At 59.3% G+C, this 13,296-nt stretch carries 13 protein-coding genes; 3 read left to right on the forward strand and 10 right to left on the reverse strand.

The window, feature by feature from the left end; all coding sequences use genetic code 11:
* From QY049_RS24150 to QY049_RS24190, 9 genes are all read right to left on the reverse strand, one after another.
* The coding region (locus tag QY049_RS24150; RefSeq protein WP_301270072.1) for an IS630 transposase-related protein at positions 1 to 113 on the reverse strand (113 nt) is incomplete at its 3' end.
* A gap of 245 nt (positions 114 to 358) precedes the next feature.
* Positions 359 to 550 (reverse strand): hypothetical protein, encoded by a 192-nt coding sequence (locus tag QY049_RS24155; RefSeq protein WP_301269978.1) that lies wholly within the window; start codon positions 548 to 550, stop codon positions 359 to 361.
* Positions 551 to 685: 135 nt separating this feature from the next.
* On the reverse strand, positions 686 to 2,917 hold the full coding sequence (locus tag QY049_RS24160; RefSeq protein WP_301270073.1) for a trehalose-6-phosphate synthase: 2,232 nt from the start codon (positions 2,915 to 2,917) through the stop codon (positions 686 to 688).
* 455 nt (positions 2,918 to 3,372) lie between these two features.
* Positions 3,373 to 3,648: a DUF5985 family protein gene (locus QY049_RS24165; RefSeq protein WP_301269979.1), complete on the reverse strand. Its 276-nt coding sequence runs from the start codon at positions 3,646 to 3,648 to the stop codon at positions 3,373 to 3,375.
* On the reverse strand, positions 3,648 to 3,905 hold the full coding sequence (locus QY049_RS24170; RefSeq protein WP_301269980.1) for a DUF5985 family protein: 258 nt from the start codon (positions 3,903 to 3,905) through the stop codon (positions 3,648 to 3,650). Before QY049_RS24170 ends, QY049_RS24165 begins: the two co-directional genes overlap by 1 nt.
* Before the next feature lie 2 nt (positions 3,906 to 3,907).
* Positions 3,908 to 4,279: a hypothetical protein gene (locus tag QY049_RS24175; RefSeq protein ID WP_301269981.1), complete on the reverse strand. Its 372-nt coding sequence runs from the start codon at positions 4,277 to 4,279 to the stop codon at positions 3,908 to 3,910.
* 175 nt (positions 4,280 to 4,454) lie between these two features.
* Entirely contained in the window at positions 4,455 to 4,961 is a 507-nt protein-coding gene (locus QY049_RS24180) for a PRC-barrel domain-containing protein (RefSeq protein ID WP_301269982.1), read from the reverse strand.
* A 91-nt stretch (positions 4,962 to 5,052) separates the two neighbouring features.
* Positions 5,053 to 5,268 (reverse strand): hypothetical protein, encoded by a 216-nt coding sequence (locus QY049_RS24185; RefSeq protein WP_301269983.1) that lies wholly within the window; start codon positions 5,266 to 5,268, stop codon positions 5,053 to 5,055.
* 68 nt (positions 5,269 to 5,336) lie between these two features.
* Positions 5,337 to 6,137, reverse strand: coding sequence for a Crp/Fnr family transcriptional regulator (locus tag QY049_RS24190; protein WP_301269984.1), 801 nt, complete (start codon positions 6,135 to 6,137; stop codon positions 5,337 to 5,339).
* Positions 6,138 to 6,295: 158 nt separating this feature from the next.
* Here QY049_RS24190 and QY049_RS24195 point away from each other — a divergent pair, with 158 nt between their 5' ends.
* The 3 genes from QY049_RS24195 to QY049_RS24205 all read left to right on the forward strand — a co-directional run bounded on the left by QY049_RS24195 (position 6,296) and on the right by QY049_RS24205 (position 11,357).
* The gene (locus tag QY049_RS24195) at positions 6,296 to 8,368 is read left to right on the forward strand and encodes an ATP-binding protein (protein WP_301269985.1); all 2,073 of its coding nucleotides are present in this window, start codon (positions 6,296 to 6,298) and stop codon (positions 8,366 to 8,368) included.
* On the forward strand, positions 8,340 to 9,014 hold the full coding sequence (locus tag QY049_RS24200; RefSeq protein ID WP_301269986.1) for a response regulator transcription factor: 675 nt from the start codon (positions 8,340 to 8,342) through the stop codon (positions 9,012 to 9,014). The genes QY049_RS24195 and QY049_RS24200 overlap by 29 nt, the downstream gene beginning before the upstream one ends.
* 1,092 nt (positions 9,015 to 10,106) lie before the next feature.
* Positions 10,107 to 11,357 carry a sodium:proton antiporter gene (locus QY049_RS24205; RefSeq protein ID WP_301269987.1) on the forward strand — a complete coding sequence of 417 codons (1,251 nt, stop codon included), beginning with the start codon at positions 10,107 to 10,109 and terminating at the stop codon, positions 11,355 to 11,357.
* Positions 11,358 to 11,409: 52 nt separating this feature from the next.
* On the opposite strand, the gene QY049_RS24210 is transcribed toward QY049_RS24205, so the two are convergent.
* Positions 11,410 to 13,227, reverse strand: a complete 1,818-nt coding sequence (locus tag QY049_RS24210) for a chloride channel protein (RefSeq protein WP_301269988.1) — start codon at positions 13,225 to 13,227, stop codon at positions 11,410 to 11,412.
* Positions 13,228 to 13,296 lie beyond the last annotated feature (69 nt).

Consider the following 13,296-nt stretch of genomic DNA (forward strand, 5'->3'; position numbering starts at 1 on the left):
ATGGCCGTGCTGATCGCCACCCCAAACTGCTTGGCGGCTCGATTGCGGGACATCCCGCCCTCGATCGCGGACACGACACGCTTACGGAGATCCAGAGAATACGGCTTGCCCATCCATGCTGGCCTCCTATCCAGCCAGCATGGTGAATCAGAAACAAGCTGATTTGGGAATCCCAAATCGATTCAACCTAACCTCATCCCGCTTTAGGACCTTGGTCAGCTTCCCGAAAGTCCGCCGAACTTGACCGTCGAGCGCTTCGCTACACGCAAGTCAGCGCATGCCAGACAATGGCAACACGATTGTCAGGTACGAAAACAGCAGAAGCCTCCGGGACGCGGCTCGGCAAGCGATCGGCGGCCTATCCGGTGAGTAAACCCGAGATCAAAGCTGCCGCGCCAAGACCGAGAAACGACAGGATGACCGGCGGATAGAAGACTACCGCTGCTTCGAAACGTAGAAATTTCGGCTGTTCACCCGCGCGGTTTGGGCGTCCGATCAGGATCAAGACGATTGCAGCTACGATCATGACAGTTCCGATCACCACATTCATGCCCGTCTTGCTTTCCCCGCCCCGTCGCAAAGCGCTCGTGAACCACTAACGTGCACGCTGGCTGCTTGCCGTGGAAAGAAGGATCTGTGCGCTATAGTACCGTGTTTCTTCGAAAGATTGAGTTCGGGAAACAGATCAGATCAGTTCAGAGCTCAGGCGCGCCTTGGCAGCTAAACCAAGAACACGCTCGCGGGTCCGACTTCTCGCCGCGTCGACCAGCATCGCGCCTGCCCAGCGGTACACGTTATGCTCCTTGACTTGCTGCCGCATGAGCTTCATTCGCTCGGCCTGTTCCTGGACCGGCATCATCAGTGCGACTTCAATCGCTGACGCCATTTCTTCCGTGTCATAGGGATTGACGATGAGCGCTTCAGACAATTCTCGCGACGCGCCAGTGAAGCTCGACAAGATGAGGACCCCGGCATTGTCCTCTCGCGAGCTGACGAATTCCTTCGCAACGAGGTTCATCCCGTCGTGCAGGCTGCTGACGACGCAGACATCGGCTGCTCTGAACAAGCGAAAGACGTCCGAAGGCTCGTAATGCCGCGCGATCAGGTGAATCACGGGTTGGCGGCCGGGATGCCGTTGATTTATCTCGGCGGCCAGCGCCTCTGCTTCGGCTTGGAGCTTCAAATATGAGGTAAGTTTGCTGCGCGTCGGCGCGGCGACCTGAACGAATGCAAGCCGGTCTCTCCAGGCCCGATTTCGCGATAGGAGCGCATCCACGGCACGCATGCGGTCAAGAATGCCTTTGGTGTAATCGAAGCGTTCGACGCCGACGACGAGCCGGGTGCCCTCCTCGAGCCCGAACTGCGCGACGACGCTGGATCGGCATTCCGATGGAGCCGGCAGCTTCTCCAGCTCTCTCGGCGGCCATTCGATCGAAATTGGATAGGCGCGGATCCTGGTCTCGTGTCCCCCAAGGCTGATCGCCTGCACCTCGCGATCGATCCTGCTTTCCACGAAGCGATCGACACCCTCGATAAAATTGTTGCAGTGGAACTGGGTATGGAATCCGATAATCGTGCTGCCGAGCATTCCCTCGATGATCTCCCGCTTCCATGGGCATATGCCGAAGGTCTCTGCATTCGGCCATGGAATGTGCCAGAACGTGATGATCGTCGCCTTCGGCAAGCGCTCGCGGATCATTCTCGGAACGAGCGCGAAATGATAATCCTGGACCAAAACGACGGGGTCCTCGGAACGCGCCTCCGCAACGACGGCATCGGCAAAGCGCTGGTTGATCTGACGGTACATCTGCCAATCGCTCAGCCTGAATGTCGGCCGCACAAACACGATGTGACACAACGGCCAAAGCCCTTCATTGGCGAAGCCGTAATAGTAACCGTCCTGCTCTTCCTCGGAGATCCATATCCGTCGAAGCGTATAAGCTGGGGCTGCCTCGGGCACGCGGATTCTATCGTTTTCGTCGACAGCCTCTCGATCGGCGCTGCCGCTGCCGTGGGCGATCCACGTGCCGCCGCACGCTCGCATGATCGGCTCCAGCGCCGAGACCAAGCCGCTTGCCGGCCGCTGTACCACGCTCCCCGCTCCCGACGCGTTGTGGATGTACGGCTCCCGATTGGAAACGACGAGAACCTCGGCCCCCGGCAGGACGCTGTTGAGCACCTCTTGAAGCGATTTTGGCGTCCACTCAACTTGGTTCGTAAGCGGGACCTGATCGGCATTGCGCAGCAGCTTGTGAATTTCGCGATCAATCGACGAACCTCTCAGCTCCAGCGCCCCTCCCCCAGCACCTTGGCGCACCTCGTCGACCGCGCGGCGTAAGGCGTCCATCCACCCTCGCATCATCAGAACGGCAAAGATGATCGTGCCGACGGTCAAAACCAGAACGACGCTGGCAAGCGCGGCGAGGAGATATGCCAGCACCTGGCTGGATCGTGCGGCCGCAAAGCTGAGGTCGGTCAGGATGACGAGATAGGATCGCCCCCTGCTGCTTTGAACCGGAAAGGCAGCGACGAGAATCCGCCGTCCGCCGCTGGTTATGCTCGCGAAGCTTTCGCTCTCCGACTTCGCCGATTTTTCGCACGAGAAGTTCGCCGGCATCTCCGGCGTCGGCGCGATCAACGCCCCCTCCGGATCGCAAAATCCGACCGCGAGAATCTTCTTGTCGAGCGCCACCCGCTTGAAAAGATCCGCCAGGCGATCCCAGGCCCGGTCTTCCACTTCACGGCTAAGCAGCGGCCCGATGGCATTGAACACCAGCTTGGACCTAGCCTCGACATCGCTTCGCGACCATTGCTGTACAATCCCTCCCGTGAAGGGAGAGATTCCGAAAGCGACGATTGCGGCTACCGCCAGGCCGAAAATGCCATAGCGGAACAACTGCTTGTACGAAATCGACATCACTCCGGCTTTACCCCGGCCTTCCACCAATGATTGCTCGGCTCTCCGAACGAGCGCAGCTCTTGTGGCACATGGGCGCTGCCCTGCTGGTTTCGCAGCGTGGCGCAGACGACTGCTAAGCCCGCCCGATCGTTAGCCCGGTTTGACGAATTGCTTAGCTGGCTCGGCCCCGCCACGCTCAACGTTGCAGCTGAGGCAAACCGCACGTGCTACTTGCGCTCCTCGGATGGCCAATCGTTCATGCCGATGCGGCGTCCTTTGCTCGCAAGACGGGCAGTACGCCTGCGGAAATGCGTTCCGTGTCGTTTGGCTCGTTGTGCTGATCATGGAATCCCCCCGCACAGTATCTTTCCACGGCCGACGTTGAGCAAGCCGCGGCTCGCGAGATCGGCGGCCATTGGTACGCAACTGTACCATCTTGTTCCGGCGCATGACTCATGGCTCTGAGTCCCCCTTCATTTCCGCTTCTTCGGGAGCGCGTTCTTCCCGGCGATGGAAAGCGCGATCAAGCTGAAGGTGATCAGCCGCGGGATGAAGTATACGGGCTCGCTCGCATTCGTCACTTGCACCACCGCCAGGATGAATCTCGCAACTGCATCTATCGCGAAGGCCGCGGCGAAGAACAGAAAAAGCACGTCGCCGGTCTTACGCCAGAACTTCAGAAAATATACGCTCGCCAGAAGTGACGCGAACGCCGTCGCTCCTGATAAAACGGGATTTAGGTGGTCCATCACTCGGCCTCCCATACCATGCCGATGAGCAACACCGTCATCGCGAAGAGCCCGATCGATAGACGCAAGGTGGAAAGATCGATCTGAGGAAATACGATCTTGTCGACCCACAGAGCGCCGTTTTCCAGGGTCAGGCCCGCGAAGCAGACCGCGCTCCACAGCAGTAGTTTCGACCTGCTACCGGCATATGCCCGAGCGAGCAGCCACACACAGAAGCCGCTCGTGACAGCGCAAAGACTGTAAATCACCGTGGCCATCACTAGTCCTTTCGAATCCTGAAGGCGTCGGAGAACTCCTGGATGCGGCGCGGCTTGCTATGGATAATGTTAGTGATGGGGATCAGGTGACGTGAATAAGCCTTCGCCAGGCTATCCACGACCAGCTTCAACTCCTTTTGAGGTGCAAACGTGTAGCTCTCTTCGTCGCTCCGCAGAAAGCCGTCCCGCTCCAGGGACGCCAAGGCATTGGCCATTTCCCCCTTACCCGCGTAGAGGCGGGCAGCGAGAGTTTCCACGTTCCAGCTCTCACCGATACTTTTGCGGAAGAACAAGAGAGCCTCCAGCTGCGCCACAGAGTGGATGTAGAGGCGCACCAGCTCTCTTACGTCTTCGGGCAGCTCTTCATCGGACATCATCGACCTCAGCCAGCGCCGCGCAACCTGATCGATTCAAACCGGAAGTTCAAGGCTGCGTTCGAATCAACGCAAACAAGGTCGATCACACACTCGAAGGCAACCGAAGAGGCGGCGTCATCTGCGATGACACCGCCTCGGCCAGCCCGCGATGAAAGTGTGACCGCTATCGGTCTCAGTACTTGAATTCAGGCATCTTCTTCAATTGATCCTTGTCGGCATTCAGAACCACGTGATCCGGATACCAGTTGTCAGTGCGATTTGCCGACGTCGCCGCGCTTCCCGTCGTCACCGAGCTGGCGGTGCCGGTCTTGCCGGTAGCATCGTTCGAAGCCGTCTTCGCCGGCTCTTTCGAGAATTTGAGCTGATCGAAGGTTACGGCAACATTGTGCTCGCCCATTCCAAGGAAGCCACCAACGCCGATCACCACGCTGGCAACACGGCCACTGGAATCCAGAATCAAATCGTTGATGTCTCCGATCTTTTCATTGCTGTTGTTGTAGACGTTCACGCCGACGAGCTTCGACGCACGCCATTCGCCTTGCTTGTGCATCGATGCAGTCGAAGCAGTCGATGACTGCATATTGGGCGCCGTAGCTGTCGCACCACTCTGGGGGGCTTGCGCCATGGCTGGTGTGGCCATCAGCATCGCCGATGCGATAATGCAGAGAGTTCTATTCACGACGATTTCTCCTTCTGTTTTCGGATCATCGTCAACTCATGTCGCGATCGGAAGTTTCGTATCGTCGGATTCGCGGTACGCCCGCGCACATTCATCCGACCAGCTTGAGACGGCAGCGCATTTTTTGGCGCAGCATCGCGCGTGTGACGGAGGGGTTGCAAATGATGAACTCGACCATGGCGATGATGTCATCTCTGGTCCGGTGGCAGGAGGGGTTCTCGTAAGCAGCGAGCAGTCGTTGGGCCTCCTCCACGGCAGCCACCAGGACCTCAGCGTCAGTTCGCATCTTGATATCTTGCGACGACATTTCCCGCCTCTCTGCCAACCTACCCTCGAACCCTCGGCACTGTTCGCATGAACCAGACCGCCGCTACGCTACCGAGAATATGCAATGCGCAGGGGCGGCACCGGACACGGGCGGCTGTGAGCCGCGAGAATGATGCTCTGACAATCGCACGACATCGCCTTGAGCTTGGTCGAGTCCATTACAACCAATCCCGCTCTCCGACATCTGACCACGCCTTCGCGCACCATATCTCCGAGAGCAACCGTAACTCCGGCGCGTCTGACCGCGAGCGCATTGGCGATATAGCTGTGCGTAAACGGCACCTCAAGAGACCCGAGCCTATCGCTCGCAACCAGCAGCCAGCGCGCCAAGCGCTGGTGCAGCGAGTGTCTGGCATTGCAAGCCGACAATTGAGAGCTGTGAATCAGCGTCGCCTGCACGTAGCCGAGAAGCAGCTTCTCGATCTCGACGTCTCGCTTGATCAGGGGGATCAGCTGCTCGGAAGGGATACGCAGCGCCTGACCCCGCGCTCGTACGCTGCAGCGATGCGGCGAGACGTGCATGCCGAGGACAAGCGGCACACCGACGAAATCCTTCATCCCGAGGATATGGATCTCGACGGGCAAGCAGTCGCCCGCTCGGGTCGTGACGGAACATCCGCCCGACTCGATGAAATATGCATATCGCAAAGGCATGCCGCGATCGTAGAGAACTTGCCCCTTGTTCAGAGGTACCGTCTCGCAGCTATCGAGCAGGCGGGACCGCGACGAGGCCGACAGCCGTGCCACAAGCTCGTTTCGGCGAACGACGCAGGAAGTGTCATCTTCGCGGGGCTGCCCCACGTTGAGTTTGTCATCGAGTGACAGCCGCGGCGATGATGAATGTTCCATGTCAAGCCAAATTCTAGACCGCAACAATGATTGCCTGTAGCATGGGCTGGATCGAAGCATCCTGGGAGTCAGGGTGACCATCGGGTATGTCGGGAAAAGCCTGACTTGCAACAGAAGCGTCGAGGAAGAGCCGAAACGTGGTTGTTTGGCCGTCTCACTTGAAGCCTGCCGGCTTGGAAAGGCCGGCGTCGAGCGCCCGGCGCGCGGCGCGCCGCCCCCTGATCCTTGTCTTCATTGCCGCAGCCATGCCCTTGGCGCTTTTTGCAGGGTGGGTCGTATTCCTGAATGCTCAGCAGCAACGCCGCGGCTCGCAGACGGCCGCGGTGGAGACGCTGGACAACGTCGTCAACCGCTTGGCTTCCGAAATAAGTCTTCAGCTCGAGATTGCCGAAACTCTTGCAGCGTCCGCGACGCTCGATAAGCCGGATCTCGATGCATTCTATCGCGAGGCTACCCGCATCAACGAAGCGCGCCTGCTATGGCAGACGATCCAGCTCGTCGACCCCGATGGAAATCAGGTGCTCGACGTTAGCCGCCCGCTCGGAGACGGAATGCGCGTCATCGCCGATCGCGATAATTTCGAGCAAATCCTGAAGACGAGGAAAGCGGCGATCGGCGGAATTGGCCCCCGAAGTCCTCTCACTGGCAAGCGTGTGGTTGCGGTCAGGGCCCCGGTCGAACGCGACGGGCAGTTGAAGTTTGTGTTGACCGTGGCTCTAGTACCCGATGCGATCAACCAGATCTTGAAGAGCGCAGGAGCACCGGCAGGTTGGGTGGGCTTCGTCGTCGATGCCAAGGGCAATATCGTGGCCCGGACTTTCGGCGAGCAATCCGAACTCGGGCAATCTGCAAGCGCCACGGTCCGCGAAGCGATCGCCTCCGCGCCGGAAGGAAGTTACGTCAAGATCACACCCGCCGGCGACCAGGTCGATTCGATCTACAAAGTCATTCCAGGAACCAGCGGATGGTCGGTCCATTTTGGAATACCGACGCAGGAACTCAACGGTCCGGTGCAACGCTCTGCGATTTTTCTCGCCGGCGGAGGAGTCCTGAGCTTCGTACTGGCCCTCACGCTGGCGTGGTACACGATTCGCGACATCTCGCTTCGCCGGCGAGAGCAAGAGGCGCAGGCGGCATTGGCGCTCAGTGCCAGTGAGGAGCGACGCAGGCTGACGATCGATGCGGCAGACCTCGGCGTATTCAGTTGGGATTTTACGACCAGAGAAGCGCTCGTATCGCCCCGCGCACGCGAGATGCTCCAGATAGAAGGCTCGCGCTCTGACGGCGACATGAGCCTGCCCATCGACAGGATGCTGAGCAGCATCGATCCTGCTGACCAACAGAAGTTTGAGGCGTCGTTGCTCAGTTGCCGTTCGGGCAACGTCGCGATAGCCGATTTTCGTACCGCTCCCCCTCATGCCAGATGGCTGCGAGCCAGCGGACGTCTCTCCCGGCGCGACGAAAAAAATCTGGACGTGGTATACGGGGTCATCCTGGATATCGATGAGACCAAGCGGGCCGAGCTGGAACGGCAGCAGTTGCTCCGACGTCTTTCGGAGGCGGAGGAGAACGAACGCCGTCGGATCGCAAGAGAGCTCCACGACCAGATCGGCCAGACGGTCACGGGGCTCCTTCTCGGCCTGAAGGGCCTCGAGCCGTTCTTCGGCGCAAGCCAGAGACGCAAGCTCGGCTTGGAAAAGCTCAATTGGTTGCAAGGGCTGGCAAGGGGGATCGGCCGCGATATCCATCAAGTCGCCGCGGATCTGCGGCCGACTGCCCTTGACGATCTCGGCCTCTACAAGGCCCTCGAAGCGTTTTGTGCCGAAATCCAGCGCCGCTTCGGGATGAGTGTCGATTTTCAGCCGCTGGGCAAAAGGGATTGCCTCGGTCAGGATGTCGAAATAGCGGCCTATCGGGCCGTCCAGGAGGCCGTCAACAACGTGGTAAAGCACGCCCGCGCGAGAAACGTCAGTGTAGTGATTGATCGGCGCACAACAGAGCTGAGGATCGTCGTCGAAGACGACGGCAACGGCTTCGACCTGAAGGGGTTCTCCCGTAGTGACGGCCGCCATGCAAAATTGGGCCTGTCCGTCATCGAAGAGCGTCTGACGCTGCTGGGCGGATCGTTGGCGATCGAATCCGAACCCGGACACGGCACCTCGCTGTTCATGAGAATTCCGCTGCCAGCAGAGGAGATGGGCTATGTGCCCGATCCGGATCACGTTGACTGACGATCATCCGCTGGTTCTGGCGGGGATGAAAGCCCTGCTTCAGGACGTGGATGATATCGAGATCGTTGGCGAGGCCACCGATGGACAGGCCGCGCTCGACGTCATTCGACAGACCACACCCGACATTGCCATCTTGGATATCTCGCTTCCAGGCGTCAGCGGGCTGGAAATCGCCCGCACGCTGGCAACTCAATTGCCCCAGGTCCGTCTGCTCGCGCTGACCGTTCACGAGGATCACGCCTACGTCCAACCCATGCTGCAGGCGGGAGCCCGTGGCTATCTGTTGAAGCGCTCGGCGGCCGACGAACTCGAGCGCGCCGTCCGCGCGATAGCCGGTGGCGGACTGTATCTGGACCCCGCAATCGCGGAGAAGGCTCTTCCATCTACGCAGGGCGCCCATTCGTCTTCGGGCGCCGCCGCAACCAGCGAATTGACACCGCGCGAAAGCGAGGTTCTCAGACTGATCGCACAGGGTTTCAGCAACAAGGAGATTGCCAATCAGCTGAGCATCAGCATCAAGACAGTCGAAACCTACAAGGCGAGGGCCGTGGAAAAACTTGGGCTGTTCACGCGGGCCGACATCGTGCGCTATGGCGTCGCATTAGGGTGGCTGGGTCATCCTGCGAAGAGTGCGGATCAAGTCTGAACCACTCCAGCAGAGCATATCGCCCGGATTGACGTCAGGATTTTCCCGACGAAGCGTGCTCATCTCCCGACTGCCCATTCGTGTCGCACAGACTATCCTTTTCGGTGCGATTGAGACCGACCCGGCTCCTGTGATGGGACCAGTCGTCCCGGCTCAGTCCACTGGGAGGCACGTATGAGAAATGTACTGTTCCGAGGCCGCATGGGGCGACGGTTGTTTGCACGCTACGAAAAGTTGCCCAAGCTTGCCGGCCGGCCGCGGTCCCACGTCGATGATACCATGGTCAGAACCGCCGGCATTTGCCTCGCTTGCGTCTACGTTGCCTGCCTGCTGTTCTCGGCCTTTGCTATTGCTTGATTGCAAATCATCGAACCGCCTATCCGCCATAAACGCCGCCGGATCAGCTTTTGAAGTTCGACCAGACAGGAGACTGTCTCATCATGGATACTATGTGGGCGCTGCTCCTGCTCGGCATGTTGGTTGTGGCCCTCGGCGCTCCGGCCCTGAAGGTCGCGGCTCGACGCTTTTCGAGGGCTTTGCAGCGTCAGCTTCCGATGTAAGCACGTTGCCTTCAGGGCACAGCTGACCTTCAACAACATCGACCCGCTTTGTGCGAAGCTCGTCGGTTAAGAGGGCCGCCGCATCGGCGGCCCCCTCTTCGTTCGCGCCTGTCGACGAACACGCACGTGCTTGACGATTCGCCGACCGTGATACCCGCGCTGCCTATGGTCTTCACCCTGCAGAGCCTCCGATGATGGTGATGATCATATTGGTACCAAAGCTGCAGCGTCTTGCTCGCAGCCGTAGCGCCGACCTGAGGTGCCGATCATCGCGTTCGTAGGAACCAGGGACTGTGCTGCTGCAAGCGAAGCTGCAGCCGCGAGACCCTAGGCAAGTTTCTTCATGATTTTCCCTTGTCGTATGCCCACGTTGGCAGTTCAATGTTGATCCAATGGGTGCGGAGTGAATGAGGATGTAGTCAATCGACGTCGCGATCATTCTTCGCGGGCGCCAAACACAACGCGCTGATCCCGACGCGCCAAGTGTGCGATTGTGACGCGCCGAAACTCTCGCAAGAACGACGGAACACCTGTGCTCTCATTGATGGATATCGCCGCCGTTCTGCTGACGCTCTCAGCAGCCTTCGGCTGGCTCAATCACAAATTCCTGCCGCTGTCCCGCAGCGTCGGCCTCCTCGTGATGAGTGTGCTGACATCATTGCTCATGATCGGCCTGGATGCAGCAGTTCCTACGGTTCACCTGCTAGAGCAGCTTTCTGACGGGCTTCGGCAGATCGACTTTGCGGAAGTCGTGGTCAACGGCATGCTTGCATTTCTGCTGTTCGCCGGCGCTCTCCACGTAGATCTCGAGACACTCAGGAGCCGTGCATTTCCGGTGCTTCTTCTGGCTGTTTTTGGCACTTCAATCTCGACGGCCCTTGTCGGACTGATGTTCTGGACCATTTGCGGGTTCATGGACCTACCCGTCTCGCTGGCGTGGGCATTCGTGTTCGGCACCTTGATCAGCCCGACGGACCCTGTCGCCGTCCTCAGCACGCTTCGCAACACCAACGTGCCGAAAGAGCTGCAGATCGAGACGGAGGGCGAGGCATTGTTCAACGATGGGGTCGGGATTGTTCTGTTCACGATAATGCTTCGCTTTGCCGGCCCTGGTGACGGCGCTCAGGTGTCCGCTGCCGATGTCGCTGAGTTGCTGATTCGCGAAGCTGGTGGCGGAATAGCGCTGGGATTGGTGACCGGCTATGTTGCCTATCGCGCCATGCGGCTCATCGACGATTATGCCATTGAGGTCCTAATCTCTCTCGCGCTCGTGACCGGAACCTACGCACTTGCGCTACATCTGCACGTCAGCGGCCCCCTCTCTATGGTCGCCGCAGGTCTGCTCATCGGAGACCGCGGACCGAGATATGCAATGAGCGAGAGGACCCAACGCTATCTCTTCGCGCTCTGGACGCTCATCGACGAGATCCTCAACTCGGTCCTTTTCCTGCTTATCGGACTCGAAACCTTGATATTGCGCTTTGAGGTCCGCAGCTTCGGTCTCGCGGCAGCCACCGTTCCCATGGTTCTCTTCGCCCGGTTTGTCGCCGTGTCAGTCCAGCCGTTTCTGTTTGGATGGACTCAGCTGCTGTCCCTCCGCAACGCTCCCTTTCTCACTTGGGCCGGCGTTCGAGGCGGGATTTCCGTCGCACTGGCGCTTTCGGTGCCGGATAGCCCGGCCAAGGCCGCCATCCTGGCTTCGACCTATGCAGTCGTCTTGTTCAGCATCATCATTCAAGGCTCGACTCTGGGATGGGTCGCGAAGCGGACGGTAGGACAATAGGTCTCGCCTCGAGAGGCCTGAGCGGCGGGGCGACGAGGCTTCATTACGGGGCTCAATCCTCGTAGCTGTCGATGACGGCATCTGCAATCACCCGTTTCGTGAGGACGCCAGCGATATCGCTCACCCGGGGGCGCGAAGCGGAGCGGACAACGATCGCCGCACCGGCCCGATGGCGTTTCAGCCTGGCAAAAACTAAGCTCAAGAGGTCCTGGTCGCGGCAAATGACCATCCTCCGCTCGACGAATTGCTCGACGACGAGAGCCGGATTCGACTGCGACTCCGGCCGTAAGCCGGAACGCGGCGGAATGAGCCCGACAATCCGGCCTTCCCGCTCGACAACGATAGGAAGTGCGTTATCGATATCTTCCGCCGCCATTGCTTGTTCGAGTGTGGTGCCAACCCGGGCCACGATAAAGCGCTTCTCCATTATGTCTTGAGCCTGCTTCACAAGGTAGAGATTGATATGTCGTTCTTTGGGAATGCGATGCCCGCGGTGTCGCAGTTTGGCCGTGTAGATCGTTTCGTTGACGAGAGCCCTCCTGACGGCCGCCGCCAACGCCACTGCAACGATCACAGGAACGATGATTGCATAATCGCGCGTCATTTCGAAAACCATGACGATTGCCGTCATGACGCCACCCGTCCCTGCGCCGACAATCGCCGCCATCCCAACAATCGCAGCAGAGGATGGCGTCAGCCCCGAATGCGGCAGTATCGAACTGCTTGCAGCTGCAAAAGCGGCCCCAAGTGTAGCGCCGAGGTAAAGCGATGGTGAAAAGATTCCGCCCGACGCACCGCAGCCCAGGCTGACCGTCGTCGCGAGCAGCTTCAGCACGAACAGCAACGCCAATAGCCCCGCCGCGGTCATCTTGTGATCCAGTATCTCCTGAATGACCGAATACCCCACCCCGTCGATATACGAGTGTCCGAACGTATGGGTCAGGAGCACCATCATCAGACCAACGGAGGACATGCCAATGACGTTCTGAACATACTCGTTCTTGGACAACCTCGGAAAACCGTCTTCCATGAACATGAGCAGACGGATGAACGCCCAGGCCGCGGCTCCAGAGATCACGCCGAGCATGACGAACGCTATCGCTTCCTGCCCATTGAACGATGCAACCATGCTGAACTGGACATCCGGCACTGCAAAGGCCGGATCCGGACCGATCAGCACGCGCCCGATGGTGGTCGCAGCGCCGGTGGCGACGACCACCGGAAGGAATGTCCGGTTCGACACTTCCGGCAGGAGAATTTCAAGAGCAAACAGCACGCCGCCGAGCGGAGTGTTGAAAGTTGCGGCAATGCCTGCACCGGCACCGGCGGACAGCAGCGTGATCCTTTGCCGGGTTGAGAGACCAATGAGCTGGGCAAAGGCTGAGCCAAGGGCGGAGCCTATCTGTATGATAGGCCCCTCGCGGCCGGCGGCGGCGCCGCTTCCGATCGAAACCGCGGACGCCAACGCTTTTACCAAAGCGACGGAGCCGCGAATTTTTCCGCACTTGTAGAAGATGGCGTCCATCACTTCGGGTACGCCATGACCTTTGGCCTCCGGAGCGAAGCGCCTGACTAGAAAGACGACGATGAGACCGCCGATCACTGGAGCAAAAAAGACATACGCACCGAAAGGACTGGGACCCTCGCTGATGTTTGCGTCGTAAACGATACTCAGCGCGCCCTTGTACGAAAGATTGTGCACGAGGCTGATCAGAGCGCGAAAGCCAACGGCGCCAAGTCCGGTCATGACGCCAATCACCAAGGCAAGACCACAAAGAGCGAGAAGGCTGACCTTGCGCTTCTCCGCAGACGAGTTGACCCGGCCTCCGATCAACACCTTTCTGGCGCCGTAAGTCAGAACTGAAGGCATCTCGTCCCTCTTGCTCACGATACAACGTCATCAACTGCTGGCTCCGAAGAGCCTGGCGACCAGTCGGGT

Origin of the sequence: Bradyrhizobium sp. WYCCWR 13022 (assembly GCF_030435535.1) — a bacterium.
Lineage (GTDB): Bacteria > Pseudomonadota > Alphaproteobacteria > Rhizobiales > Xanthobacteraceae > Bradyrhizobium.

Coding starts and splice junctions, on each gene's coding strand:
- QY049_RS24155 (WP_301269978.1), bottom strand. CDS start 550: ATGAATGTGGTGATCGGAACTGTCATGATCGTAGCTGCAATCGTCTTG.
- QY049_RS24160 (WP_301270073.1), bottom strand. CDS start 2,917: ATGTCGATTTCGTACAAGCAGTTGTTCCGCTATGGCATTTTCGGCCTG.
- QY049_RS24165 (WP_301269979.1), bottom strand. CDS start 3,648: ATGGACCACCTAAATCCCGTTTTATCAGGAGCGACGGCGTTCGCGTCA.
- QY049_RS24170 (WP_301269980.1), bottom strand. CDS start 3,905: ATGGCCACGGTGATTTACAGTCTTTGCGCTGTCACGAGCGGCTTCTGT.
- QY049_RS24175 (WP_301269981.1), bottom strand. CDS start 4,279: ATGTCCGATGAAGAGCTGCCCGAAGACGTAAGAGAGCTGGTGCGCCTC.
- QY049_RS24185 (WP_301269983.1), bottom strand. CDS start 5,268: ATGTCGTCGCAAGATATCAAGATGCGAACTGACGCTGAGGTCCTGGTG.
- QY049_RS24190 (WP_301269984.1), bottom strand. CDS start 6,137: ATGGAACATTCATCATCGCCGCGGCTGTCACTCGATGACAAACTCAAC.
- QY049_RS24200 (WP_301269986.1), top strand. CDS start 8,340: ATGTGCCCGATCCGGATCACGTTGACTGACGATCATCCGCTGGTTCTG.
- QY049_RS24210 (WP_301269988.1), bottom strand. CDS start 13,227: ATGCCTTCAGTTCTGACTTACGGCGCCAGAAAGGTGTTGATCGGAGGC.